Origin of the sequence: Pseudomonas frederiksbergensis, assembly GCF_017114915.1 — a bacterium.
GTDB lineage: Bacteria > Pseudomonadota > Gammaproteobacteria > Pseudomonadales > Pseudomonadaceae > Aquipseudomonas > Aquipseudomonas frederiksbergensis_I.
On record NZ_JAAUOE010000017.1, the window covers coordinates 65,884 to 89,321 of the forward strand.

The 23,438-nt window shown below is 60.6% G+C and carries 27 protein-coding genes; 15 read left to right on the forward strand and 12 right to left on the reverse strand.

The window, feature by feature from the left end:
• The first annotated feature begins 181 nt into the window (after positions 1 to 181).
• Positions 182 to 445, forward strand: a complete 264-nt coding sequence (locus tag HCU66_RS14455; protein WP_205889160.1) for a HigA family addiction module antitoxin — start codon at positions 182 to 184, stop codon at positions 443 to 445.
• An 11-nt stretch (positions 446 to 456) separates the two neighbouring features.
• Here HCU66_RS14455 and HCU66_RS14460 read toward each other — a convergent pair whose 3' ends face one another.
• Positions 457 to 984, reverse strand: a complete 528-nt coding sequence (locus HCU66_RS14460) for a BRO-N domain-containing protein (RefSeq protein ID WP_205889123.1) — start codon at positions 982 to 984, stop codon at positions 457 to 459.
• A 397-nt stretch (positions 985 to 1,381) separates the two neighbouring features.
• The gene (locus HCU66_RS14465) at positions 1,382 to 1,648 is read right to left on the reverse strand and encodes an accessory factor UbiK family protein (RefSeq protein WP_019580496.1); all 267 of its coding nucleotides are present in this window, start codon (positions 1,646 to 1,648) and stop codon (positions 1,382 to 1,384) included.
• A gap of 416 nt (positions 1,649 to 2,064) precedes the next feature.
• Between HCU66_RS14465 and glnK the strand changes: the two genes are divergently transcribed.
• From glnK to sutA, 4 genes are all read left to right on the forward strand, one after another.
• Positions 2,065 to 2,403: a P-II family nitrogen regulator gene (gene glnK / locus HCU66_RS14470; protein ID WP_002555808.1), complete on the forward strand. Its 339-nt coding sequence runs from the start codon at positions 2,065 to 2,067 to the stop codon at positions 2,401 to 2,403.
• A gap of 35 nt (positions 2,404 to 2,438) precedes the next feature.
• Positions 2,439 to 3,776, forward strand: a complete 1,338-nt coding sequence (locus HCU66_RS14475; protein WP_205889124.1) for an ammonium transporter — start codon at positions 2,439 to 2,441, stop codon at positions 3,774 to 3,776.
• 213 nt (positions 3,777 to 3,989) lie between these two features.
• Complete coding sequence (locus tag HCU66_RS14480) at positions 3,990 to 4,415, forward strand: secondary thiamine-phosphate synthase enzyme YjbQ (RefSeq protein WP_007941276.1); 426 nt, start codon at positions 3,990 to 3,992, stop codon at positions 4,413 to 4,415.
• Positions 4,416 to 4,516: 101 nt separating this feature from the next.
• Entirely contained in the window at positions 4,517 to 4,840 is a 324-nt protein-coding gene (gene sutA / locus HCU66_RS14485) for a transcriptional regulator SutA (RefSeq protein WP_018927530.1), read from the forward strand.
• Positions 4,841 to 5,022: 182 nt separating this feature from the next.
• Here sutA and HCU66_RS14490 read toward each other — a convergent pair whose 3' ends face one another.
• Genes HCU66_RS14490 through lptM form a run of 6 tightly spaced genes read right to left on the reverse strand, consistent with a single transcriptional unit; the run spans position 5,023 to position 9,630 of the window.
• Positions 5,023 to 5,727 (reverse strand): HAD family hydrolase, encoded by a 705-nt coding sequence (locus tag HCU66_RS14490; protein WP_205889125.1) that lies wholly within the window; start codon positions 5,725 to 5,727, stop codon positions 5,023 to 5,025.
• A complete protein-coding gene (xerC, locus tag HCU66_RS14495) occupies positions 5,724 to 6,623 on the reverse strand; it encodes a tyrosine recombinase XerC (protein ID WP_205889126.1) in 900 nt (299 codons plus the stop codon). The genes HCU66_RS14490 and xerC overlap by 4 nt, the downstream gene beginning before the upstream one ends.
• A gap of 2 nt (positions 6,624 to 6,625) precedes the next feature.
• On the reverse strand, positions 6,626 to 7,351 hold the full coding sequence (locus HCU66_RS14500; RefSeq protein WP_205889127.1) for a DUF484 family protein: 726 nt from the start codon (positions 7,349 to 7,351) through the stop codon (positions 6,626 to 6,628).
• A 13-nt stretch (positions 7,352 to 7,364) separates the two neighbouring features.
• Positions 7,365 to 8,195, reverse strand: a complete 831-nt coding sequence (gene dapF, locus HCU66_RS14505; protein ID WP_205889128.1) for a diaminopimelate epimerase — start codon at positions 8,193 to 8,195, stop codon at positions 7,365 to 7,367.
• 4 nt (positions 8,196 to 8,199) lie between these two features.
• Complete coding sequence (gene lysA, locus HCU66_RS14510) at positions 8,200 to 9,447, reverse strand: diaminopimelate decarboxylase (protein WP_205889129.1); 1,248 nt, start codon at positions 9,445 to 9,447, stop codon at positions 8,200 to 8,202.
• A 9-nt stretch (positions 9,448 to 9,456) separates the two neighbouring features.
• Positions 9,457 to 9,630, reverse strand: a complete 174-nt coding sequence (gene lptM / locus HCU66_RS14515; RefSeq protein ID WP_105340665.1) for an LPS translocon maturation chaperone LptM — start codon at positions 9,628 to 9,630, stop codon at positions 9,457 to 9,459.
• Positions 9,631 to 9,857: 227 nt separating this feature from the next.
• On the opposite strand from lptM, the gene cyaY reads away from it, so the two are divergent.
• From cyaY to rnk, 3 genes are all read left to right on the forward strand, one after another.
• A complete protein-coding gene (cyaY, locus tag HCU66_RS14520) occupies positions 9,858 to 10,190 on the forward strand; it encodes an iron donor protein CyaY (protein WP_205889130.1) in 333 nt (110 codons plus the stop codon).
• Between the two features lie 4 nt (positions 10,191 to 10,194).
• Positions 10,195 to 10,413, forward strand: a complete 219-nt coding sequence (locus HCU66_RS14525) for a DUF1289 domain-containing protein (protein ID WP_205889131.1) — start codon at positions 10,195 to 10,197, stop codon at positions 10,411 to 10,413.
• Between the two features lie 252 nt (positions 10,414 to 10,665).
• Positions 10,666 to 11,076: a nucleoside diphosphate kinase regulator gene (gene rnk / locus HCU66_RS14530; RefSeq protein ID WP_105340669.1), complete on the forward strand. Its 411-nt coding sequence runs from the start codon at positions 10,666 to 10,668 to the stop codon at positions 11,074 to 11,076.
• Between the two features lie 6 nt (positions 11,077 to 11,082).
• Here the strand turns inward: rnk and HCU66_RS14535 are convergent, their stop codons facing one another.
• The 3 genes from HCU66_RS14535 to HCU66_RS14545 all read right to left on the reverse strand — a co-directional run bounded on the left by HCU66_RS14535 (position 11,083) and on the right by HCU66_RS14545 (position 14,885).
• Positions 11,083 to 13,929, reverse strand: coding sequence for a class I adenylate cyclase (locus tag HCU66_RS14535; protein ID WP_205889132.1), 2,847 nt, complete (start codon positions 13,927 to 13,929; stop codon positions 11,083 to 11,085).
• A 194-nt stretch (positions 13,930 to 14,123) separates the two neighbouring features.
• Positions 14,124 to 14,369 carry a TIGR02647 family protein gene (locus tag HCU66_RS14540; protein WP_007894898.1) on the reverse strand — a complete coding sequence of 82 codons (246 nt, stop codon included), beginning with the start codon at positions 14,367 to 14,369 and terminating at the stop codon, positions 14,124 to 14,126.
• A gap of 231 nt (positions 14,370 to 14,600) precedes the next feature.
• Positions 14,601 to 14,885, reverse strand: coding sequence for a hypothetical protein (locus HCU66_RS14545; protein WP_205889133.1), 285 nt, complete (start codon positions 14,883 to 14,885; stop codon positions 14,601 to 14,603).
• Between the two features lie 126 nt (positions 14,886 to 15,011).
• Here HCU66_RS14545 and HCU66_RS14550 point away from each other — a divergent pair, with 126 nt between their 5' ends.
• The gene (locus HCU66_RS14550) at positions 15,012 to 15,671 is read left to right on the forward strand and encodes a glutathione S-transferase family protein (RefSeq protein WP_205889134.1); all 660 of its coding nucleotides are present in this window, start codon (positions 15,012 to 15,014) and stop codon (positions 15,669 to 15,671) included.
• 118 nt (positions 15,672 to 15,789) lie between these two features.
• On the opposite strand, the gene argH is transcribed toward HCU66_RS14550, so the two are convergent.
• Complete coding sequence (gene argH / locus HCU66_RS14555; RefSeq protein WP_205889135.1) at positions 15,790 to 17,184, reverse strand: argininosuccinate lyase; 1,395 nt, start codon at positions 17,182 to 17,184, stop codon at positions 15,790 to 15,792.
• Between the two features lie 462 nt (positions 17,185 to 17,646).
• Here argH and HCU66_RS14560 point away from each other — a divergent pair, with 462 nt between their 5' ends.
• From HCU66_RS14560 to HCU66_RS14585, 6 genes are all read left to right on the forward strand, one after another.
• Complete coding sequence (locus HCU66_RS14560; protein WP_205889136.1) at positions 17,647 to 18,393, forward strand: LytR/AlgR family response regulator transcription factor; 747 nt, start codon at positions 17,647 to 17,649, stop codon at positions 18,391 to 18,393.
• Positions 18,394 to 18,523: 130 nt separating this feature from the next.
• A complete protein-coding gene (hemC, locus tag HCU66_RS14565) occupies positions 18,524 to 19,465 on the forward strand; it encodes a hydroxymethylbilane synthase (RefSeq protein ID WP_205889137.1) in 942 nt (313 codons plus the stop codon).
• Complete coding sequence (locus tag HCU66_RS14570) at positions 19,462 to 20,229, forward strand: uroporphyrinogen-III synthase (RefSeq protein WP_205889138.1); 768 nt, start codon at positions 19,462 to 19,464, stop codon at positions 20,227 to 20,229. The genes hemC and HCU66_RS14570 overlap by 4 nt, the downstream gene beginning before the upstream one ends.
• A 16-nt stretch (positions 20,230 to 20,245) precedes the next feature.
• Entirely contained in the window at positions 20,246 to 21,400 is a 1,155-nt protein-coding gene (locus tag HCU66_RS14575) for a uroporphyrinogen-III C-methyltransferase (RefSeq protein WP_205889139.1), read from the forward strand.
• Positions 21,397 to 22,635 (forward strand): heme biosynthesis protein HemY, encoded by a 1,239-nt coding sequence (locus HCU66_RS14580; RefSeq protein WP_205889140.1) that lies wholly within the window; start codon positions 21,397 to 21,399, stop codon positions 22,633 to 22,635. Before HCU66_RS14575 ends, HCU66_RS14580 begins: the two co-directional genes overlap by 4 nt.
• 251 nt (positions 22,636 to 22,886) lie before the next feature.
• Positions 22,887 to 23,438: a disulfide bond formation protein B gene (locus tag HCU66_RS14585; RefSeq protein ID WP_205889141.1), complete on the forward strand. Its 552-nt coding sequence runs from the start codon at positions 22,887 to 22,889 to the stop codon at positions 23,436 to 23,438.

The window sequence follows — 23,438 nt, forward strand, 5'->3', positions numbered from 1 at the left end:
TCAATACCGTTGGTCGGATGCTGCTTAAAGTGCTAAGCACCGACCATGGCTTGTGGTGCTTGCTCGTTTCGATCAGCAGCTTCAAAAGCTAGGCTGGTGATGATGAATTATATGAGGATCGGTAATAACGTTGGATATGCTGGTTCCTAGGGCATCTGGTCGATTAAAAAGTGAGAGCAATTTGAACCGTATTGGAATGAGGCCGATTCATCCTGGCGAAATCCTTAAAGAGGAGTTTCTAGAGCCTCTGGGCATTACGGCGGCAGGTTTGGCTAGCTCATTGAATGAGGTCGCGAGTGAAGTGAGCGGCCTAGTGATGCAGGAGAGAGGTGTAAGTCCTGATCTTGCCAAGAGGCTTGCCATTCACCTGAAAACCACGCCCGAGTTCTGGCTAAACCTGCAATCGACCTACGATCAGCGCAGAGCCGAAATCGAGCGTGGTTGAGCTTCAGGTAATTAAAAAGACTGCAGCACCCGCGAAGCACGCTTCCACCACGGCGCATTGACCCTACCTCGCGGTCGTTCCTCATTCGGCAGCAGTTGCGGAACATCCTGCAACCGAATCCACGGCTGGTTATTCCAGTGCAGCAAACTCAGCGACATTTCCGGCCAGTTCAGCAAGCTCAGTATTGGGCGTTCGGTTGAGGTGGGTTGCTGGGCATCTCTCAGGGCTGGGACCACGTCGTGGGTAAGCCATTCGCGCAGGCCTCGGTATTCGGGGCAGTAGTGGTAGACCAGCAATGCGTAGACGCCGGATTCGCTGATCAGCAGTGTGTTTTCTACGGTGCCGTGGATGAGCATTCGCACGGACTGGTGTTGGTCGGGATCGAGTTTTCGTAGCGCTCGTTCGTCGAGGAACAGCCTGAGCAATCGGCCGAGGTCGCGGGCGCTGAACCAGGGTTGGTTTTCCAGGAGGAGGGCGTGGAGGTGGAGTTTGTGGCGGGTGAAGAAGTGGGGGATCAGGTAAGCGTCATCGCGATTCATTGATACAGCTCCTTTTGCTTAAAGGGCTGCCTGCAATCGTCGCCAAACAATTGGGTGGCAGCTGTACGCGGGTTGGCGAACCGGAGCAAAAGGAACCCGGCAGACCCGAAGGTCTCCCACGCACAGCCGCCATGATTCGATGCGGCGGAAATTAGCCCGCTATCGGATGGTTGTCGTGCGCCTTAAGCTTCCAGGGTCGCCAAACCCAGTGCTGAACATTCAGCAGAAGGTGAGCTTAGGAACCGGGGCTTTGCGGCGCAATCGGACGGCGGTGGTGCTCTTTGTAGGACGTTGCCGGGATGTTTGCAGGGCTTGAGATCAAAAGATCGAAGCCTTCGGCAGCTCCTACAGGACACATTGAATGATCGTTCCCACGCAGAGCATGGGAACGATCAGCTTACTCGGCGTCAGCAACTGGATTGAGCTTCGCTTCCAGCTCCGCCACTTTCGCCTCAAGGCTTTCCAACCGAGCACGCGTCCGTGCCAGCACGACCATCTGGCTATCAAACTCTTCCCGGCTCACCAGGTCCAGCTTGCTGAAGCCGCTCTGCAACAGAGCCTTGAACTGGCTTTCGATTTCGCTTTTCGGCAGTGGGGTGTCGCCGCTGAAGAGGCGGGAGGCGGTGCCGCTCAGGGCGTCGAGGAAGTCTTTTGGCGCGAGCATGGGAAATGTCCTGTCAACAATGGCGGGCAGTGTACCACGCAGTGTCTATAGTCAATCTCGGCGGCTGGGATGCACGCTTTTCGCGCATGCGAGTGGACAGCCGCGCACTGTTGTTGTGCGTAACCGTGGCGTCAATCGGCTGGAGGGGCCTGTGGTAGCGGCCAAGGGCTTGAAATCAATGGGTTTTGGATAGATGGCAAGCTTTCTGCTTAGTCGCTGGTGACCCATGCACTGATGCAGTCGCTGTGACGAATGCAGTGCGCCAAGCGGAACGGGGGAAGTTTCGTGCGGAGTGGTTCGCTGGCGTCGGACGGGCAGGTAAGGCCGACGATGCGTTACAAAGCCAGGCACTGCGCTTAGACTTGAGTCGGGTTTGTTTTCCTGGGGCAAGTCCACCAATTCGGGAGAGAGTTTTCATGAAGCTAGTCACTGCCATCATCAAGCCGTTCAAACTGGACGACGTGCGCGAGTCGCTGTCCGAGATCGGCGTGCAGGGCATTACCGTTACTGAAGTCAAAGGCTTCGGGCGGCAGAAGGGTCACACCGAGCTGTATCGCGGCGCGGAGTACGTGGTCGATTTTCTGCCCAAGGTGAAGATCGATGTCGCCATTGACGACAAGGATCTGGACCGGGTTATCGAGGCGATAACCAAGGCTGCCAACACCGGCAAGATCGGGGACGGCAAGATTTTCGTGGTCAATCTGGAACAGGCGATTCGCATCCGTACCGGCGAAACCGATACCGACGCAATCTAAGCCGCCACAAACCCAACGCCCCAGGAGAAAACAATATGACTCTGCGTAAAATCGCAGGGCTAGGAGCCCTGTTGTCCCTCGTAATGCCCGGCCTGGCCATGGCGGCAGACGAAGTGGCGGCCCCAGTCCTCAATTCCGGCGACACCGCCTGGATGATGACCTCGACAGCCTTGGTGCTGTTCATGACCATTCCCGGCCTCGCGCTGTTCTACGGCGGCATGGTTCGCTCCAAAAACATTCTCTCCGTGATGATGCAGTGCTTCGCCATTACCGGTCTGATCAGCATTCTGTGGGTCATTTATGGCTACAGCATTGCGTTCGACACCACCGGTATGGAGCAGGGCGTCGTCAATTTCAACTCGTTCTTCGGCGGCATGGGCAAGGCGTTCCTCGCCGGTGTCACGCCGGCGAGCCTGACCAGTCCTGCGGCGCTGTTCCCTGAAGCGGTGTTCATCACCTTCCAGATGACCTTCGCCATCATCACCCCGGCGCTGATCGTCGGTGCCTTCGCCGAGCGGATGAAGTTCTCCGCCATGCTGATCTTCATGGGCATCTGGTTCACCCTGGTTTATGCGCCGATCGCGCACATGGTCTGGTCCGGCAACGGCGGCCTGATGTGGGACTGGGGCGTACTCGACTTCGCCGGCGGCACCGTGGTGCACATCAACGCCGGTGTGGCCGGTCTGATTGCCTGCCTGGTACTGGGCAAGCGTAAAGGCTTCCCGACCACCCCGATGGCTCCGCACAACCTCGGTTACACCCTGATGGGCGCCGCGATGCTGTGGTTCGGCTGGTTCGGTTTCAACGCCGGTTCCGCCGCCGCCGCCAACGGCACCGCCGGCATGGCGATGCTGGTGACCCAGATCGCCACCGCCGCTGCGGCGTTGGGCTGGATGTTTGCCGAGTGGATTACCCACGGCAAGCCAAGTGCACTGGGTATCGCGTCGGGTGTGGTGGCCGGCCTGGTTGCTATCACTCCGGCGGCAGGCACCGTGGGCCCGATGGGCGCTTTGGTGATCGGTCTGGCGGCGGGCGTGGTGTGCTTCTTCTGCGCCACCACCCTGAAACGCAAACTCGGTTATGACGATTCCCTGGATGCCTTCGGCGTGCACGGTATCGGCGGTATCCTCGGCGCGATCCTGACCGGTGTGTTCGCCGCACCGTCCCTGGGCGGTTTCGGCACTGTCACCGACATCGCCGCTCAAGTCTGGATTCAGTGCAAAGGTGTGGGCTTCACGGTGATCTACACCGCGATCGTCACCTTCATCATCCTCAAGGTGCTGGACGCTGTCATGGGGCTGCGTATCACCGAGGAAGAAGAAGCGGTCGGTATCGATCTGGCGCTCCACAACGAACGCGGCTACAACTTGTAAGCACGCCCTAAAAAAAATGCCCGGCTTGCCGGGCATTTTTTTGTCTGGAATTTGTCAGTGAGGGGAGGGCTGAAAGGTTTTTTCAGACACGCGCCGGGGCGTTTACAACGGGTGTTTTTCTGCGGCCAAAGGCTTACACGATTGAAGGAATATTTGGGCCTTTGTTTTTTCCCGGAGCGCGCTAGAATGCGCCCCGAACGTGCGGAGAACTGTATGTGGCAACAGACTCTGATTACCCTGCGGGCACGGCCCCGGGGCTTTCATCTGGTAACGGACGAGTTACTCGCCGGCTTGCCTGAACTCAAGGCGTGTCGGGTCGGTCTGTTGCATTTGTGGCTGCAGCATACCTCGGCGTCGTTGACCATCAACGAGAACGCCGATCCGGCGGTACGCCGCGACTTCGAACGATTTTTCAATCGTCTGATCCCACAAGGAACGGACGACTATGAGCATAACGACGAAGGCCAGGACGACCTCCCGGCGCACTTCAAGGCCAGCGTGCTTGGCTGTCAGCTCAGTTTGCCGATCTCGGCAGGCCGACTGGCGTTGGGGACCTGGCAAGGTGTTTATCTGGGCGAGCACCGTGATCATGGCGGTGCCCGCAAAGTCCTCGCCACCGTGCACGGTGAAGGGGCATAAACCGCTGGTCACCAGCGGTGGTTGATTTTTTCCGGCAGCCTTCGACAGAAGGCAAAGCTGGGCTATAACTAATCTGCTTTTCGCAAGTCATGAGGTAGAACATGAGCGACGATGATCTGGAAAACGACGACCTCGAAGTAGGCGACGACGACGAAACCGAAGAAGGCCTGGAAGCGGCGGCTGAAGATGTCGCTGAAGACGACGGCGGTGATGTGCCCGTTCCGACTGCCAAAGGCAAGGCCAAGGCAGCGGTATCGGTCGATGAGCTGCCAAGCGTCGAAGCCAAGAACAAGGAACGCGATGCCCTGGCCAAGGCCATGGAAGAGTTTCTGGCACGGGGCGGCAAGGTGCAGGAAGTGGAGGCCAATGTGGTCGCCGATCCGCCCAAGAAGCCTGATAACAAGTACGGCAGCCGGCCTATCTAAGCGCCTGCTTCCTGCTTGCTGAAAAAGCCCGCCGTCGCTGCGGGCTTTTTCATGGGTGAGGATAAGCCGAAGAGCTTCGCGGGCAAGCCTCGCTCCTACAGGATTTGTGTCGTACGCAAATTAAGTGAACGACACAAACCCTGTGGGAGCGAGGCTTGTCCGCGAAGGCGATCTTGAAGACCTTACGAAGCTGAGTTCCAGCGCGCCAACAACCCCGGCAACTCGGTCAAACTGCGAATCTCGGCATCCGGCGCCTTCTCGGCTTCCCACACTTTACCCGCCGGGTTAAACCAGATTGCCCGCAACCCTGCCTGTTGAGCCCCGGCAATGTCATCGCCGGGATGATCGCCGATATGCACTGCCATCTCGGCGGTCGCGCCGCCACGTTGCAGCGCTTCATGAAACAGTCGCGCATCCGGTTTGGCGATGCCGATGTCTTCGGCGCACAGGGCAAACTTGAAGTAATCAGCCAGCCCCAGCCGGCGCACATCGGCATTGCCGTTGGTGACCACACCCAGCGCATAGTGATTGGCCAGGATTTCCAGGGTCGGTTGCACATCGGGGAAGATGTCCAGCTGATGCCGCGCGTGCAGAAATACTTCAAAACTCTGATCGGCCAGCTCGGATGCTTCGGCATGTCCGTAGCCGGCTTCTTCCAGCGCATGAAACAACACCCGCCGCCGCAGGGCGCTGATGCGGTGCTTGAGGCTCGGTTCGTTGCTCAATACCCGCTCGCGAATCGACCACAAATGCTCCACCGGCACCGCGCCCAGGTTCGGTGCATGCTCGATCAGCCACTCACGCAATACGGCTTCGGCGCTGACGATCACCGGGGCGGTGTCCCACAGGGTGTCGTCGAGGTCGAAGGTGATCAGTTGGATGGTCATGAATCATCGCCTTTAATGCGTTTGGCCCGTGGATGGGCGCTGTCGTAGACCGTCGCCAGGTGCTGGAAGTCCAGGTGGGTATAGATCTGGGTGGTCTTGATGTCCGAGTGGCCGAGCAACTCTTGCACGGCGCGCAGGTCTTGCGAGGACTCCAGCAAATGGCTGGCGAAGGAGTGTCGCAACATGTGCGGATGCAGGTTCTGCCCCAGCTCGCGCTCACCGGCGATTTTGACCCGCTTCTGAATCGCCCGGGAGCCGAGGCGTAGGCCTTGCTGGCTGACAAACACAGCATCGTCCGCCGGGTTGCTCATGGCCCGCAATGGCAACCATAGCTCCAGCGCTTCGCGAGCCTGCTTGCCGACCGGCAGCAGTCGCATCTTGCTGCCCTTGCCGAGGACTTGAACCATGCCATCAGCCAGATCCAGCTGATCAAGGTTAAGCCCGGTCAGTTCGGAAAGGCGCAGGCCGGAAGAATAGAACAATTCCAGAATCGCCTGATCCCGACGGGCCAGAAAATCATCCTCGACCGCGCCCTCCAGCAATTGCAGTGCGCGGTCGGTGTCGAGGGTTTTCGGCAGACGGCGTTCGCCCTTGGGCGGTGCCAGGCCATTGGCCGGGTCGTGGTCGCACAGGCCTTCGCGGTTCAGATAGTGATAGAGCCCGCGCACTGCCGAGAGCAGCCGCGCCAGGCTGCGGGACGATTGGCCTTGTGCATGCAGGCGAGCGATCAGGCTGCGCAGGCGCTGGATGTCCAGCGCGGCCCAGCTATCGATGTTGTGCTTGACGCACCAGCCCAGCACTTTGTCGAGGTCGCGGCGGTAGGCCAGCAGCGTGTGCGGTGACACCTGCCGCTCACTGCGCAGGTGTTCGCAGTAAGCGTCCAGTTGCCGTTCCATGGTCAGCGTACCGAGCGCAGGGAGCTGTTGACCCGTGGCAGCACGCGGCCCATGACTTCGGCGATGTAGCTCAGAAACAGCGTGCCCACCGAGCTTTTGTAGTGCTGCGGATCGCGGCTGGCGATGGCCAGGACGCCGTGGATGCCCTGGTGGCTGATGGCGACGACGGCGGTGGAGCCGATCTGCTTGCGCTGTTCTTCGCCGAACAGGAAATCCAGTTCATGCTCACGCAGGCTGCCGCAGACGCTTTTGTCTTCCGAGAGCAAGCCGCCGATGGCCGTTTGCGCGTCGGCATGCGTCACCCAGCGACCCACCGGCATCGGGTTGTCGCCCAGCAGGATCAGGCTGACGAAGGGTACCTGGAAGTCCTGGCGCAGGCTGTCTTCGACGCTGATCACCACGTCTTCCAGGCTGGTGGCGTCCATCAGCGCAAGAATCAGGCGGCGGGTCTTGTCGAAGAGGCGATCGTTGTCCCGGGCCACGTCCATCAAATGCGAGAGGCGATGACGCAACTCGATGTTGCGGTCGCGCAGAATCGTTATCTGGCGTTCGACCAGCGAAATGGTGTCGCCGCGCTGGTGCGGAATACGCAGGGCCGGGAGCAGTTCTTCGTGCTCGATGAAGAAATCCGGATGAGCCTCCAGGTACGCGGCAATTGCCGCCGCCTCAAGGCTTTCGGAAGGGGATTCGTCGGGCTGCAGGGCGGGAACCTGGGGCTTGTCGGTCATGGATTTCGCTCACTCAAAGACGCACTTGTCCTTCGTATACGCGCACTGCCGGGCCGGTCATCATGACCGGTTGGCCAGGGCCTGCCCATTCAATGGACAAACGCCCGCCGGGCAGGTCGATCAATAGTGGCGAATCCATCCACCCCTGGCTGATCGCGGCCACTGCGGCAGCACAGGCGCCGGTTCCGCAGGCCTGGGTTTCCCCGGCCCCGCGTTCCCAGACGCGCAACTGCGCGCGGTTGCGGTCGATGACCTGGAGAAAACCGACATTGACCCGCGCTGGAAAGCGCGGGTGATGTTCGATTTTCGGTCCCAGTTCATGCACCGGTGCATTGTTGATGTCGCGAACCCGCAACACGGCATGGGGGTTGCCCATGGACACGGCGGCCAGTTCGACCGGAGTGCCATCGACATCGACCTGATAGCTCAGGGCCTGGCTCGGGGCTTCGAACGGAATCTCGGCCGGCACCAGGCGCGGAGCGCCCATATTGACGCTGATCTGGCCATCGTTGCGGATGTCCAGTTCAATGATGCCGCTTTTGGTCTCGACGCGAATCTGCCGCTTGGCGGTCAGACGCTTGTCGAGCACAAAGCGGGCGAAGCAGCGCGCACCGTTGCCGCACTGTTCCACTTCGGAGCCGTCGGCGTTGAAGATCCGATAACGGAAATCCACGTCCGGGTTGCTGGGCGCCTCGACGATCAGCAATTGGTCGAAGCCGATGCCAGTGTGCCGATCGCCCCATTGCTTGGCATGCTTGGGCAGGATGTGCGCGTGCTGGCTGACCAGGTCGAGAACCATGAAGTCATTGCCCAGGCCGTGCATCTTGGTAAAACGCAGCAGCATGGTTTTACTCCGGCAGCAGGCTTTCGCCAGCAAACAACTCGGCTACCGTCTCGCGGCGACGCACTTCAAATGCCTGATCACCGTCCACCAACACTTCAGCGGCGCGGCCGCGGGTGTTGTAGTTGGAACTCATGACAAACCCGTAGGCACCGGCCGAATGCACGGCCAGCAGGTCGCCTTCTTCCAGGGCCAGCTGACGATCCTTGGCCAGGAAGTCGCCGGTTTCGCAGATCGGGCCGACGATGTCGTAGGCACGCGCCGCGGTATCGCGAGGGCGCACGGCGGTGACGTCCATCCAGGCTTGATACAGCGCCGGGCGGATCAGGTCGTTCATGGCCGCGTCGACGATGGCGAAGTCTTTGTGTTCGGTGTGCTTGAGGTACTCGACCTGGGTCAGCAGCACGCCGGCGTTGGCGACGATGAAGCGGCCCGGCTCGAACACCAGCGCCAGATCACGGCCGTCGAGCCGTTCGCGCACGGCTTTGATGTAGTCGCCAGCCAATGGCGGCTCTTCATCGCGATAACGCACGCCCAGACCGCCACCGAGATCGATGTGGCGCAAGTAAATGCCGCAATCGCCGAGGCGGTCGACCAGGCCCAGCAGGCGGTCGAGGGCATCGATGAACGGCGCCAGGGTGGTCAGTTGCGAACCGATGTGGCAATCGACGCCGACCACTTCCAGGTTAGGCAGTTGCGCGGCGCGCACGTACACGTCTTCGGCGTCGGCAATGGCGATGCCAAACTTGTTCTCTTTGAGACCGGTGGAGATGTACGGGTGAGTGCCGGCATCGACGTCCGGGTTGACGCGCAACGAGATCGGCGCGCGAACGCCCAGCTCGGCGGCCACTACTTGCAGGCGCTCCAGCTCATCGGTGGACTCGACGTTGAAGCAGTGCACGCCGACTTCCAGGGCACGACGCATGTCGTCACGGGTCTTGCCGACACCGGAGAACACGATCTTGTCGGCGCTGCCGCCAGCGGCCAGTACACGCTCCAGTTCGCCACGGGAAACGATGTCGAAACCGGCGCCCAGGCGGGCCAGGACATTCAGTACACCCAGGTTGGAGTTGGCCTTCACCGCAAAGCAGACCAGGTGAGGCGTGCCGGCCAGCGCATCGGCGTAAGCCAGGTACTGGGCTTCGATGTGGGCACGGGAGTAGATGTAGGTCGGCGTACCAAAGCGTTCGGCGATGGCGGACAGGGCAACCCCTTCCGCGAACAGCTCACCGTCACGGTAGTTAAAAGCGTCCATGGCGTTCCCTTATTGGTAGACGTCGTGCTTGTGGGCTTTCGACGGAGACTGTTGCGACGACTTGGCTTGCTCTGCAGGATCCTGATTTTCATCGGGCAGGTACAGCGGGCCTTTTTGACCACAGGCCGACACCAGGCAGGCAACCGCGACGAGCGCAGCAAGGGAAGAGATCAGGCGCTTCATGGCGAAATCCTTGAAAATGCGTTAATTGCGCCGGAGTATACCGGCCACCCGGCAGCTTGCCTATGCGACGCGGCTCCCGTCCGGCGGGCCTTTGGCTGCGGTGTCGTAACTTGTCCTGCATCGTGCAGGGATATTTCTTACCGTGGTGGTTATTCTTTGCAATCATCGGGGCTCGCCCGTATCTTGCGGCGCTTGAGCGTGAGTAGACACTTTTTGAGGTTCCCGCAATGAGTTTGACCGAAGCCCGTTTTCACGATCTGGTCGATGCTACCCAGCAGGCGCTGGAGGATATTTTCGACGAGAGTGGCCTGGATATCGACCTGGAGAGCTCGGCCGGTGTGCTCACCGTCAAGTTCGAAAACGGCAGCCAATTGATCTTCAGTCGGCAGGAGCCGTTGCGCCAGTTGTGGCTGGCGGCGGTGTCGGGTGGCTTCCACTTCGATTACGACGAAGAAAGCGAGCGCTGGATGTGCGACAAAAGTGAAGAACAACTGGGCGAGATGCTCGAGCGCATCGTCCAACAGCAAGCCGACGTCGAACTCGATTTCGAAGGCCTGTGATTCCGTGACTCAAACCGCACCGGTCCGGCCGCCGAAGCCGCTCTATAGCAACGTCAGCCCGGCAGTACCTTCGCCGTGCAGCGGCGTGTGTCGGCTGGATGAGCAGAAGGTTTGCCTCGGATGTTTTCGACATGTCGAAGATATTCGCGAATGGCGCTCGGCGGATGATGAGCGTCGCCGAGTCATCTGCGCGCAGGCTGCACAACGCAAAGTCTTGGCTTAAGGGCTTTTGTGGCGAGGCCCGCTCGGTTGCGAAGCAGCCGCAGGCTTTTTGGGGCCACTGCGCGCCCCAGTGGGAGCAAGCTCCCTCGCCACAGAGGTCAGCGCTGGACGGTGGTCGCCACCGGCTTGTTTATTTATTGAGCTGTGATAGTGTCCAGATACGCCTCAACCCATCGAGGCTCGTGAAAACCCCGCCTTTTTTTCTGGCGGGGTTTTGCTTTTTTCGTGCAGAAGAAAGGAGTCTGCCCTGATCATGACCGCACCTTCCATCACCCTTACCCGTCTGGACGTGCAACGTCTGGAGCGCCTGATCGACAGCCTGGATGACACGCTGCCGGGCGTTATCGCGCTGCAAACCGAACTGGATCGCGCCGATACCCTGGTCGGTCACGAAGAGGTGCCAGCCGATGTCGTGACCATGAATTCCAAAGTGCATTGCCGTGAAGAAAGCAGCGGCAAGGACTATCACCTGACGTTGGTTTACCCCAAGGATGCCAACGCCGACGAAGGCAAGATTTCCATTCTGGCGCCAGTCGGCAGCGCACTGCTGGGTCTGAAGGTCGGTCAGCACATTGACTGGCCAGCTCCGGGCGGAAAAACCCTGAAATTGACCTTGCTGGCAGTCGAATCGCAGCCGGCCAATGGCGGCGACTTCCCGGAATAAAGCCTCTCAGACCTGCTCGAGCGCCTCGTTCAATGCACGCTCCAGGTCGGCCTTGTAGCGCAAATACAGATTGCTGGAACCCTGACCATCACCGAGCAGGCCCGACAGGTCCAGGTCGGTGATGTAGCAGCGATAGCGCTCGGTCTCGCGGCGCTGCTCGACGATTTCCCGGGCGACCACACTGAACAGTTGGTCGCCATGTTCCAGCTCTGAAAACTCCCGCTGATTGCAATACAACGTGACCTGCACCTGCCCCGGTGCGGCTTTGCCGACGATCGCCTGCACGTCATAGAACGGTTTGTTGACCGGGATTTGCGGTGCAGGCCGGGGTTCGATCCGGCGCGCCCGCGTGGTACCTGAAGGCAACAACTGGTAATACAAAGTCTCCACGCTCAACGGCTGAGCGGCGTCCATCGGCAGCAAGGCATCGCGCCGGTACTGGATCGATTGCAGGAAACGTTGCAACGGCACCAGCAGGCTTTGTTCGTCGTGCCAGGGCAAGCGCTGCTGCCACAGGGCATTGAATTCATCCAGAACGTACAGATCAGCCTGGTGTTCGTTGATCCGGTAGAACACCTGAACGCAGTCGGGTTGCCCCATGGGCAGGATCAGCGCCAGATCGTGGTCTTCCAGCGCCATCGGATCCAGATGCAGCGGGCTGTAGCTCGCCAGTTCTTCGCCCAGGTAGTCGAACAGCGCCGGCAGCGTGGCGAGGGCAATGTGATTGACCTCACCGGGCACCAGCTCCAGCACGTGGTAATGCTGCTGGACCTGAATCAGGTAACGGTGATTGAGCTTGCTCAGCAGCAGGTTCTGCGCGGTGTCGAAAACTTCTTCGACCCGCCGGGCGATAAATTGCGCGCGGTTGTGACAGAAGCACCGCACCCGCAGCTTGGGCTGCTGTGGCCCGTCCGGCAGGCTGTTGAGGTAATCGCGCAGGCAGTCGAGCAGGGCATGGGGGCCGTCAAAGCGGCTGACCAGCACCTCGTTCCAGCTGTTGAGCGTGACCTGATCCAGGGTCAGCACCAGGTTTTCCCGCACGCCGGCGTAACTCAGGGAATCGGTGCGCTCGGTGGTCATCAGGATGTTCAGGTCGCGATGGTGCTTGAGCGGATCGACGCCGACGTTAACCAGAATCAGTATTTCGCTCGGCACGCTGGCGCGCAGCAAAGGCTCTTCGGCGACCGTGGTCAAGGGTAAAGCGATGCTTTGTTGCAGGCTGCCGAGCAGGTTGAACAGTTCGAATTCACTCAAGTCGCTGCTGCCGGGGTGCAGGGCCAGACGGGTGCTGCTGTCGATCACACCGTTGCGGTGGCACCAGGTGAGCAGTTCGAGTAGCTGGCGGCTGCGCTTGATCGGCGCGAAATGTTCCCACTCATGGGCGGTCAGGCTGCCATTGTACAAACCCCATTGGGTTTGCCCCGGCTCTCTCTTGTTCGGGGCCTGCACCAGCGTCAAGGTGTCTTCGGCCAGATCGGGGGCGATGCCTGGGTTGATGAATTCGACCTTGTCGGCCTTGCGTTCGAAGGCCGCGTACAACCGCCGGCCCAGCACATTGAGGTCACGTTTGTTGATCAGGTTGACGGTCTGCTCGTGGCGGGCAAACTGCGTCAGGAAGCGGTAGCTGTAATTCAGCTCGCCGACCAAAGCCCGGCGTTCGGCACTGACCTGGCGGACTTTCCATTGGCTGCGGCTGTCGAGCAACGCCAGCTGACGCTGATCCCAATGCCATTCACGGGCCAGGCGTTCGAGCAACGAACGCTGCCAGCTCTGGGTGCGGGCGCTGCTGCCAGTGAGCTTGCGGTTGACCTTCAGGTACAGCGCGCGACGTACCAGCTCAAGCCGCTCCGGTTCACCCCGTGCCGTGAGGTATTCCTCGATGCGCCGGTAAACCACCATGTACGGGTCCAGCTCATCGAGGTCCAGTTGATTGGCAAACACCGCTTGCTTGAAACGTAGGCTCAGGCAGTGGACCTTGGGGTGTTCGCTGGCGTAGACCTCGGTCAGCAACAGTTTGAGCACCGACTTGTACGGTGACTCGATGCCTTTGAACAACTGCCAAAGCCCGGCACCGATGAATTCCCCGGGCGGGATGTACGAAAGATGCCCCAGGTCCAGGGTTTCATCGGCACGGATGAAGCGCTTGGACAGCAGCGTGTGGGTGTAACGGTCGTACGCCGCTTCTTCGTAAACCGGTACCAGCCACCAGATCGGTGTGCGCCCGGCCAGCCAGATCGCGGTGCGGTAGAACTCGTCCAGCAGCAGATAGTGCTGGGTGGTGCCGCAGTCCTCCGAACTCAACTGCGTATCGCGCTCGCCGAGCACGAAGCGGGCCGGGTCGATCAGGAAAAAATGCGCCTCGGCGCCTTGGCTGGCCGCCCAGGCTTCCAGCAGCTGGCATTTTTTGCGCAGCTCAGTGAGTTCGCTTTCGCTCAAGTCCGGGGCATGACAGACCCATACATCCATGTCGCTTTGATCGGCCTGGGCCAGGGTGCCAAGGCTGCCCATCAGGAACAGGCCGTGAATCGGTCTCGGCGGGTTGCTGCCGTGGCGTGGCTTGTAGGAAAACGAACGGGTCAGGCGTTGAGCTTCGGCGAGGGTGTTGGCGTCGGGGTCGTAATTCGACAGTCCGGCCGGGGTGCTACCCGAAACGTAACCTGGCAACAGCGGATGATTGACGTGGAAAAACAGCGGCAACAGGGTCAGCACCGCTTGCTGGCGGGGCGACAACCCTTCCATGGCACGAGCCATGCGGCCCTCGTTGAGCTTCAGAAAACGGGCGCGCAGCTGGCTGAGAACCTTGCGGTCGATTCCCTCGTCCAGATCGGGGCGGATTTCATGGGTGCGGGTCATGTCAGCTCAATCCGGCTCGCGGGGCTCGGACGTGGGAGGGCTCGGGAAGAGGGGCAGTTTAGCGCCTCGGCCTCGGGACTTTTAAGCTGAATTTGTTTTTCTGGCGTCAGATTTCTATTGTCGGGCGACAGCGGGCAACGGAGTGTGCCCGCGGAAATCCCGTGACAGAGCTTTCCGTGGGCGATGCGTGATGCTCAGGCTGTTTCCCGCACGGACAGAATGGTTAGAACGGTTTGTACATTTTGGGCGGCGTCACGCCCCAGGCTGGTCAGGTAACCGCCATCGGGCTGGGTGATCAATTCTTTGTCGAACAGTCTTTGGGCGGCGGCAATGGCTTTCGGGGCAGCGGTCTGATGAATTTTCAAACCTTCCTGGGAACTGTCCAGGTTGAAGAGTGCGAGGATTTCCAGTTCGGCAACCAGCTCAGGGGTAAGCGACATAAGGACTCCAGACTTTCTAGGAATTAGACGACAGCGCCCCTAAGGTGAACCCGTCGGTGAGGCATGTCCAGTGCTCGCAACAGGGTTTTTTCGCTTACCCGGCGGGTGGTGCGGGCAGCGGGGTGATTTCTGTAGGAGCGAGGCTTGCCCGCGAAGGCCCCGCTGCGGTCTTCCTGAAAAACCGCATCATCGTTCTTCGCGGGCAAGCCTCGCTCCTACAGGGGGTTGAGATTATTGCTTTTCCGCCGGCAACTCCGGCAAAGCGCGAAGCGCCGCTTCATACCATTGGGTGTCGAACGCACGGTCTTCATCGAGCATGGCGTCGATCTCGTAAGCCAGTACATGAGCCATCAGATTAAGGATGTCGTCGCGCTCGTAACCGACCAGGGTCAGCTTGTTGAAGGTCGCCTTGGCCGCTGGCGGGTTATCGCTCTCGATCTGGTTCTCGATCGCTTCGATCAATGTCGTTTCGGCGAACTCTTCTTCGTCGTTGTCGATATCGTTTGGCTCGCTCATGGCAGGCTCCTCAAGGAAAGGCGGCCAGTTTACCTGCATTCAGCGCTGTGATGCTGCTGGCAAGAAGTGCCCGGACGTTCTATAACTCTGGGCTGCCAACCCCCTGCACGGCCTGGAGGCTATGTAATGCTCAAGCTTTATGGATTTTGCGTCAGCAACTACTACAACATGGTCAAGCTGGCGTTGCTGGAGAAGGGACTGTCGTTTGAAGAAGTGCCGTTTTACCCAGGCACCAGCCCCGAGTCGCTGGCCATCAGCCCGCGCGGCAAGGTTCCTGTACTGGGCGTCGAACAGGGTTTCGTCAACGAAACCAGCGTGATTCTCGAGTACCTCGAGCAGAGCCAGAAAGGCACGCCACTGCTGCCGAGTGAGCCCTTCGAGCGAGCGCAGACCCTGGCTTTGGCCAAGGAAATCGAGCTGTACATCGAACTGCCGGCGCGCGCCTGCTACCCCGAAGCATTTTTCGGCATGTCAGTGCCGGAGGCGATCAAGGACAAGACCAAGACCGAACTGCTGCTGGGGTTCGCCTCACTGGGCAGGCACGGCAAGTTCGCCCCTTACGTCGCGGGCGACAGTCTCAGCATTGCGGATTTGTATTTCCTGTACAGCGTGCCGATGGCCTGTGCCGTGGCACAGAAGTTGTTCGATATCGATCTGTTGGCTGAGATGCCGGCGGCCAGGGCGCTGCTGGAGCGTCTGGGGCAGAGTCCGAACGTGCAGCGAATTGCGGCAGACAAGGACGCAGCAATGCCCGCGTTTCTGGCGATGATCGCGTCCAGGAAATAGATTGTGTAACGATCTTGAGGATGCCTTCGCGGGCAAGCCTCGCTCCTGCAGGGGTATACGTCGTGCCGCAACGGTGCGAACAACACAGAACCTGGAGCGAGGCTTGCCCGCGAAGCTTTTAGCGGCTGGCCAGCAACGCCTGACCGCGAGCCACGGCAGCCTTGACCTGCGCTGGCGCGGTCCCGCCGATGTGGTCACGGGCATTTACCGAACCTTCCAGGGTCAGCACGGCAAACACGTCCTGCTCGATCTGGTCGCTGAACTTGCGCAGTTCTTCCAGGCTCATTTCCGCCAGGTCCTTGCCGCTGTCCACGCCATATTTCACCGCATGGCCAACGATCTCGTGGCAATCACGGAACGGCAGGCCACGGCGCACCAGGTAGTCGGCCAGGTCGGTGGCCGTGGAGAAACCGCGCAGGGCCGCTTCGCGCATCATGGCGTGCTTGGGTTTGATCGCCGGGATCATATCGGCAAAGGCCCGCAGCGAGTCGCGCAGGGTGTCGGCGGCGTCGAACAGCGGTTCCTTGTCTTCCTGGTTGTCCTTGTTGTAGGCCAGGGGCTGACCTTTCATCAGGGTCAGCAGACCCATCAGTGCGCCGAATACACGGCCAGTCTTGCCGCGAACCAGCTCCGGCACGTCCGGGTTTTTCTTTTGCGGCATGATTGAGCTGCCGGTGCAGAAACGGTCCGGCAGATCGATGAACTGGAACTGCGCGCTGGTCCACAACACCAACTCTTCGGAGAAACGCGACAAGTGCATCATCGCGATGCTCGCGGCCGAGCAGAACTCGATGGCGAAGTCGCGATCGGACACGTTGTCCAAAGAGTTGCCGCCGACAGCGTCGAAGCCCAGCAGCTGCGCGGTGTACTCACGATCGATCGGGTAGGTGGTGCCGGCCAGCGCGGCGCTGCCCAGCGGCATGCGGTTGGTGCGCTTGCGGCAGTCCACCAGGCGCTCATAGTCGCGGCTGAGCATTTCGAACCAGGCCAGCATGTGGTGCCCGAAGGTTACCGGTTGCGCGGTTTGCAGGTGAGTGAAGCCCGGCATGATGCTGCCGGCTTCGCGCTCGGCCTGCTCCAGCAAACCTTGTTGCAGGCGGGTGATTTCGCCCAGGATCAGGTCGATCTCGTCACGCAGCCACAGACGGATGTCGGTAGCGACCTGGTCGTTACGGCTGCGGCCGGTGTGCAGCTTTTTACCGGTCACGCCGATGCGGTCGGTCAGACGCGCCTCGATGTTCATGTGCACGTCTTCGAGGTCGATGCGCCAGTCGAACTGGCCGGCCTCGATTTCACCCTGGATGGTCTTCAGGCCATCGATGATGCTGTCGCGCTCGGCATCGGTCAGCACGCCGACCTTGGCCAGCATGGTGGCGTGGGCGATCGAGCCCATGATGTCGTGGCGATACAGGCGCTGGTCGAAGGTGACGGAGGCGGTGAAGCGGGCGACGAAGGCGTCGACGGGTTCACTGAAGCGGCCGCCCCAGGACTGATTGGTCTTGTCAGTGCTCATGAATTCGCTCGTATCGGCTTGAAGAAAGATGGTGTGGAACGCTGTCGCGGATAATAACAGGGTTGCCAATCCTGTCGCTGACACTGGTCGACAGGTTTTTTTCCCATGGCGCGCCCCCTGCTCGGAGCAAGCAGTGTGGAAATTGCGCAACGATATTTATCAATTGAGCAATATCGTCCCGGCAACCGTCTACAGTTGGACATTAGGATCAGCGCACTTCTCGATGCTGCAGCTGACTATAGAGAGAAGAGGGGTGTTCATATTGTGTATCACCAAACCCTATGGCGATGTCTCGCCAACGCGGGCCTGGGCCGTCAGTTACCCGGCAGATGAAAATTTAGCCGCCGGTCTCGCGGCACTTTTTGGCCCTCGCGCTAGTCTTAGCGTGGATCGCGGTGACGGACGTCACTTCACCTGTCTACGCTATCTTTGTGCGAGACTCACGCAGGAATCCAGCGCAATATGAATGTCCTGATCGTTGATGACGAACCCCTGGCCCGCGAGCGCCTGAGCCGAATGGTCGGCGAACTCGAGGGATACAACGTCCTGGAGCCAAGCGCCACGAATGGCGAAGAGGCGTTGGCACTGATCGACAGCCACAAGCCGGATATCGTACTGCTCGATATTGGCATGCCGGGCCTCGATGGCCTGCAAGTGGCGGCACGATTGTGCGAACGCGAAACCCCGCCCGCCGTGGTTTTTTGCACAGGGCCCGATGAATTTGCCGTGGAAGCCCTACAGGCCAGCGCCGTGGGCTATCTGGTGAAGCCAGTGCGCACAGAACAGTTACACGAAGCATTGAAGAAAGCCGAACGCCCCAATCGCGTACAGCTTGCGGCGCTGACTCGTCCCGCCGCCGAAACGGGCAGCGGCCCCCGCAGCCATATCAGCGCCCGTACCCGTAAAGGTATTGAACTGATCCCGTTGGGTCAGGTGGTCTACTTTATTGCCGACCACAAGTACGTGACCTTGCGCCATGAAGGCGGCGAAGTGTTGCTGGATGAGCCGCTCAAGGCGCTCGAAGATGAGTTCGGCGACCGTTTCGTGCGGATCCACCGCAACGCACTGGTGGCCCGCGAACGCATCGAACGGCTGCAACGCACGCCTCTGGGGCATTTTCAGCTGTTCCTCAAAGGCCTGAACGGTGACGCCCTGATCGTCAGCCGACGCCATGTGGCCGGTGTGCGCAAAATGATGCAACAGCTTTAAAGGGCGAATTTCTACCCTGTTTCCGGACATTGAATGCCAGGGAGGCCATGCAGTTTCTGATACAAGTCAAAGCGGATTTGGCTGAGCTGTTATTATCCGCCGTATCTATTCAGTACGGATTGATTGATCCATGTCCTCTCGCGAAATCCGCATCGCCACCCGCAAAAGTGCTCTTGCCCTGTGGCAGGCCGAATACGTCAAGGCTCGTCTGGAGCAGGCCCATCCGGGCCTGCTCGTGACCTTGGTGCCCATGGTCAGTCGCGGCGACAAGCTGCTCGATTCGCCCCTGTCGAAAATCGGCGGCAAGGGCCTGTTCGTCAAGGAACTGGAAACCGCGCTGCTGGAAAACGAAGCCGACATCGCCGTGCATTCGATGAAAGACGTGCCGATGGACTTCCCCGAAGGCCTCGGTCTGTTCTGCATCTGCGAGCGCGAAGACCCGCGCGATGCATTTGTCTCCAATACCTACGCCAGCCTGGATGAGTTGCCGCCGGGCAGCATCGTCGGCACTTCCAGCCTGCGTCGCCAGGCTCAGTTGCTGACCCGCCGCCCGGACCTGGAAATCCGCTTCCTGCGTGGCAACGTCAACACCCGTCTGGCCAAGCTCGATGCCGGCGAATACGACGCCATCATCCTCGCCGCGGCGGGTTTGATTCGCCTGGGCTTCGAAGCCCGCATCACCTCGGCCATCAGTGTCGATGACAGCCTGCCGGCCGGTGGCCAGGGCGCGGTCGGTATCGAGTGCCGCAGCGCCGACACTGAAATTCATGCGCTGCTGGCGCCGCTGCATCACCAGGACACGGCCATTCGTGTCACTGCTGAACGTGCCTTGAACAAACATTTGAATGGCGGCTGCCAGGTGCCGATCGCTTGCTACGCCGTGCTTGAAGGCGAGCAGATCTGGTTGCGCGGTCTGGTGGGCGATCCGAACGGCGGCCTGCTGCTCAGCGCCGAGGCCCGAGCGCCACGCAGCAAGGCCGAGGCTTTGGGGGTGCAGGTGGCTGAAGACCTGCTGAGCCAGGGCGCCGACGCCATTCTCAAAGCAGTCTATGGCGAGGCAGGGCACGAGTGACTGGTTGGCGTCTGCTGCTGACGCGTCCGGCAGACGAGTCGGCAGCGCTTGCCCGGGTGCTGGCCGAAGCGCGGGTTTTCAGTAGCAGCTTGCCGCTTTTGGACATCGAGCCCATTGCTGTCTCTGCCACAATACGCGAAGTGATTTGCAGCCTGGACCGCTACTGCGCGGTGATTGTGGTCAGCAAGCCGGCCGCCAGAATCGCTGTCGATTTGATTAAACAGTTCTGGTCGCAACCACCGGTTCCGAGATGGTTCAGCGTGGGCGCGGCGACGGCGCAGATCCTCGAGGCTAACGGGCTGGAGGTGAGCTTTCCGGTCGACGGCGATGACAGCGAAGCCTTGCTTGAGCTTCCACGGTTGCGCGAGGCTATCGCCGGGCCCGACCCACAGGTGCTGATCATGCGCGGGGAGGGTGGGCGCGAGTTGCTGGCTGAGCGTTTGCGCGAGCTTGGTGCTAGTGTCGAGTATCTGGAGTTGTACCGGCGCGGCCTGCCACAGTACCCGCCAGCGACGCTGCCTGAGCGGATCGAAGCGGAACACTTGAACGGGCTGGTGGTCAGCAGTGGACAGGGTTTCGAGCACCTGCACCGATTGGCCGGCGATGCCTGGCCGGTCATGGCGCGGCTGCCGTTGTTTGTTCCAAGCCCCAGGGTCGCCGAGCTGGCACGCGCCGCCGGGGCCCAAACAGTTGTGGATTGTCGTGGCGCCAGTGCCGCGGCCTTGCTGACGGCGTTACGGGAGCACCCCGTGCCCGTTTTCTAATGCAAAGGATGGATACGTGAGCGAAACAGCCTTGCCTAAAGATAACGTCCAGCCCGTGCTTGATGCGCCGGTTGAAGCATCGGTTGAAACCGGGTCACCTGCTGCCGGGCAGCGCCGAGGCAATGGGCTGGCAATCGCCGCGCTGCTGTTGGGCGCTGCCGGTGTTGCGGTGGGCGGTTGGGGAGTCTGGCAGGTGCGCCACCTGCAAGCCACTCACCAACAACAGTTGAGTCAGGTACAGGCGTTGAACGATCAGGCACAGAGCCTGAAGCTCAATGAGCAACGCCTGACGGCTCGTCTCGAACAAATGCCTGCCGCCGAGGAACTCGATGCGCGCAGTCGTTTGGTCATTCAACTTCAGGGCGATCAGCAACGCTTGAATCAACGCCTGGAAACCGTCCTCGGTGCCAGCCGCAAGGATTGGCGTTTGGCCGAGGCCGAGCATTTGCTGCGTCTGGCCAGCCTGCGTCTGTCGGCCTTGCAGGACGTCAGCAGCGCCCAGGCCCTGGTGCAGGGCGCCGATGAAATTCTCCGTGAACAGAACGACCCGGGGGCATTTGCCGCTCGCGAGCAAGTGGCCAAAACCCTGGTGGCGCTGCGCAGTACCGAGCAGCCGGATCGCACCGGGTTGTTCTTGCGCTTGGGGGCGTTGCGCGATCAGGTGATCAACCTCACCGAGCTGGCGCCCGAGTACAAGGATCGCGGTGAGTCCCTGCTGGGTCTGACGGCCGATGGCGACGGTGCCAGTCGCTGGGCGCAATGGTGGGATGAGATCTCGCGTTACATCCGCATCGATTTCAACGCCGACAAGAATGTCCGTCCATTGCTGGCAGGGCAGAGCCTGAGCCAGGTGCGTCTGGCCTTGAGCCTGGCGCTGGAGCAGGCGCAGTGGGCTGCGCTCAATGGCCAAGCCGCGGTTTACACCCAGGCGCTGGCCGAGGCGCGGGATGTGCTCAAGGGTAATTTCAACCCGGACAACCCTCAGAGCAAGATCATGCTGGAGCAGGTGTCCGAGTTGAGCAAGCAGCCGGTCACGGTGGTCACGCCGGATCTGACGGGCACGTTGAGCGCCGTTCAGGCTTACCTTGAGCGGCGCAACGTCAACGCCGAGGACTCGGTGAAACCTCTGGCCAAACCTGCCGCGAGCTCTGCGCAGGAGACCACGCCATGAAGCGCCTTTATGTGATCGTGTTCGTGGTCATCGCCGCTGCCGCCGCGCTGGGGCTGGCGATTGCGGAGCATTCCGGCTACGTGCTGATCGCCTACAAGACCTTTCGTTATGAATCGAGCCTGTGGGCGACCCTGGCCCTGGTGGCGGTGCTGTGGCTGGTGTTCTGGGGCGTCAAGGCATTGATCGAACTGGTGACGACTTCCGGTGGAGTGGTCAATCCATGGTCGCGGCGCAATCGCAGTCGACGGGTGCAAGTGGCGATCGAACACGGCCAGCTGGATCTGGCCGAAGGCCGCTGGGCCAGTGCGCAGCGTCATCTGCATCGCGCAGCGGAGGCCGAGCGTCAGCCGCTGCTCTACTACCTGGGTGCTGCCCGCGCCGCGAACGAACAAGGTCGCTACGAGGAAAGCGACAACTTGCTGGAACGCGCCCTGGAGCGTCAGCCCCAGGCCGAGCTGGCGATTGCCTTGAGCCATGCCCAATTGCAGACCGACCGCGGCGACACTGACGGCGCGCTGGTCACCCTGCAAGCCATGCACGAACGTCATCCTCATAACGTCCAGACCCTGCGCCAGTTGCAACGCCTGCATCAGCAGCGGGGCGACTGGTCGGCAGTGATTCGCTTGTTGCCCGAGTTACGCAAGGACAAGGTGCTGCCACCAGCCGAGTTGGCTGAACTGGAGCGCCGGGCCTGGGGTGAGAATCTGTCGTTGGCGGCGCACCGGGAAGAGGACGGGACGGTCGGCTTGCAATCGCTCAATCGTGCCTGGCAGCAACTCACCGCTGCCCAGCGCCAGGAGCCACCACTGGTGCTGGCCTATGCAGAGCAATTACGGCAACTGGGGGCGCAGGTCGAGGCTGAAGAACTCTTGCGTGGGGCCCTCAAGCGCAAGTACGACAGTCATTTGGCACGTCTGTACGGACTGGTTCGCGGCAGCGATCCGGCCAGGCAACTGCACACTGCCGAGGGTTGGCTCAAGGATCATCCGGCCGACCCGAGCCTGTTGCTGACGTTGGGCCGTTTGTGTCTGCAAAGCAGTCTGTGGGGCAAGGCCCGGGACTATCTGGAAAGCAGTCTGCGTGTGCAGCGCAATCCTGAAGCCTGCGCCGAACTGGCACGGTTGTTGGCGCAACTGGGTGATACCGAGCGCAGTAATCAACTGTTCCAGGAGGGGTTGGGCCTGCTGGATGAGCGTTTGCTGGCGGCGCCGCTGCCGGTGTCGGCTCACGCTTGAGGTCACCTGTAGGAGCCACCGAAGGCTGCGATCTTTTGATCTTGTTAAAAGAGCGCAGTCGTTCCAAATCCGCCACTGTTTTTGCGTTGTAGTCCTTCGTGCGCAACGTCCTACAGCAGACTACATCAAGTCCTCTCGACCCTGTCGGGAATTCCCTACACTTCTGGTGAAGTGTCCGTGCTCGCCCGCCTTGAAAGGCTGCTGCGCTTTCCTCTACCGTAACCGCTTGTCTCTACAGTTACGGAAAAGCCATGTCTTTGGCCTGCTCACGCTCCTTGTTTTTCATGGTTTTCATTGCAGGTGCCCTGGCCTTGGGCGTTTCCTATTACCTGGAATATGCGGTCGGCCTCAAGCCTTGCGGGTTGTGCCTGTTGCAGCGGGTTTGCCTGGCGCTGCTTGCGGGTATCTGTCTGACGGCTTCAGTGCAGGGGCCTGGTCGCTTCGGATCGTTCCTGTATTGGCTGCTGGGTCTGCTCTGCAGTCTGGCGGGTACCGCCACGGCGTGGCGACAGGTTGTGTTGCAGAGTGATTCGGTGCATCAGCTATCGGCGTGCTCGCCCAATCTGGCCGATCTGTTCGCCAGTACGCCATGGATGTGTGTCGTGCAGCGAATGTTCAAGGGAACCGCGGACTGCGCGGAAATTTCGTGGACGTTGTTCGACCTGAGCATCCCGGAGTGGAGCCTGCTGTTCTTCGTGGCGATGATGATCCTGGGTGGGCATCAGTTGTTGCGCCTTGTCTGGGTCGCGTGTCAGCGACCGCTCAGCGGCGAGTCGTCGCACCGGGTGCTGGCGGGCGATTAA

Coding starts and splice junctions, on each gene's coding strand:
- glnK (WP_002555808.1), top strand. CDS start 2,065: ATGAAGCTAGTCACTGCCATCATCAAGCCGTTCAAACTGGACGACGTG.
- HCU66_RS14465 (WP_019580496.1), bottom strand. CDS start 1,648: ATGCTCGCGCCAAAAGACTTCCTCGACGCCCTGAGCGGCACCGCCTCC.
- HCU66_RS14490 (WP_205889125.1), bottom strand. CDS start 5,727: ATGACCATCCAACTGATCACCTTCGACCTCGACGACACCCTGTGGGAC.
- cyaY (WP_205889130.1), top strand. CDS start 9,858: ATGAGTTTGACCGAAGCCCGTTTTCACGATCTGGTCGATGCTACCCAG.
- HCU66_RS14500 (WP_205889127.1), bottom strand. CDS start 7,351: ATGACCGACAAGCCCCAGGTTCCCGCCCTGCAGCCCGACGAATCCCCT.
- sutA (WP_018927530.1), top strand. CDS start 4,517: ATGAGCGACGATGATCTGGAAAACGACGACCTCGAAGTAGGCGACGAC.
- HCU66_RS14480 (WP_007941276.1), top strand. CDS start 3,990: ATGTGGCAACAGACTCTGATTACCCTGCGGGCACGGCCCCGGGGCTTT.
- hemC (WP_205889137.1), top strand. CDS start 18,524: ATGTCCTCTCGCGAAATCCGCATCGCCACCCGCAAAAGTGCTCTTGCC.
- HCU66_RS14535 (WP_205889132.1), bottom strand. CDS start 13,929: ATGACCCGCACCCATGAAATCCGCCCCGATCTGGACGAGGGAATCGAC.
- lysA (WP_205889129.1), bottom strand. CDS start 9,447: ATGGACGCTTTTAACTACCGTGACGGTGAGCTGTTCGCGGAAGGGGTT.
- HCU66_RS14540 (WP_007894898.1), bottom strand. CDS start 14,369: ATGTCGCTTACCCCTGAGCTGGTTGCCGAACTGGAAATCCTCGCACTC.
- HCU66_RS14560 (WP_205889136.1), top strand. CDS start 17,647: ATGAATGTCCTGATCGTTGATGACGAACCCCTGGCCCGCGAGCGCCTG.
- HCU66_RS14475 (WP_205889124.1), top strand. CDS start 2,439: ATGACTCTGCGTAAAATCGCAGGGCTAGGAGCCCTGTTGTCCCTCGTA.
- rnk (WP_105340669.1), top strand. CDS start 10,666: ATGACCGCACCTTCCATCACCCTTACCCGTCTGGACGTGCAACGTCTG.
- HCU66_RS14580 (WP_205889140.1), top strand. CDS start 21,397: ATGAAGCGCCTTTATGTGATCGTGTTCGTGGTCATCGCCGCTGCCGCC.
- HCU66_RS14460 (WP_205889123.1), bottom strand. CDS start 984: ATGAATCGCGATGACGCTTACCTGATCCCCCACTTCTTCACCCGCCAC.
- xerC (WP_205889126.1), bottom strand. CDS start 6,623: ATGGAACGGCAACTGGACGCTTACTGCGAACACCTGCGCAGTGAGCGG.
- HCU66_RS14550 (WP_205889134.1), top strand. CDS start 15,012: ATGCTCAAGCTTTATGGATTTTGCGTCAGCAACTACTACAACATGGTC.
- HCU66_RS14585 (WP_205889141.1), top strand. CDS start 22,887: ATGTCTTTGGCCTGCTCACGCTCCTTGTTTTTCATGGTTTTCATTGCA.
- HCU66_RS14545 (WP_205889133.1), bottom strand. CDS start 14,885: ATGAGCGAGCCAAACGATATCGACAACGACGAAGAAGAGTTCGCCGAA.
- dapF (WP_205889128.1), bottom strand. CDS start 8,195: ATGCTGCTGCGTTTTACCAAGATGCACGGCCTGGGCAATGACTTCATG.
- lptM (WP_105340665.1), bottom strand. CDS start 9,630: ATGAAGCGCCTGATCTCTTCCCTTGCTGCGCTCGTCGCGGTTGCCTGC.
- argH (WP_205889135.1), bottom strand. CDS start 17,184: ATGAGCACTGACAAGACCAATCAGTCCTGGGGCGGCCGCTTCAGTGAA.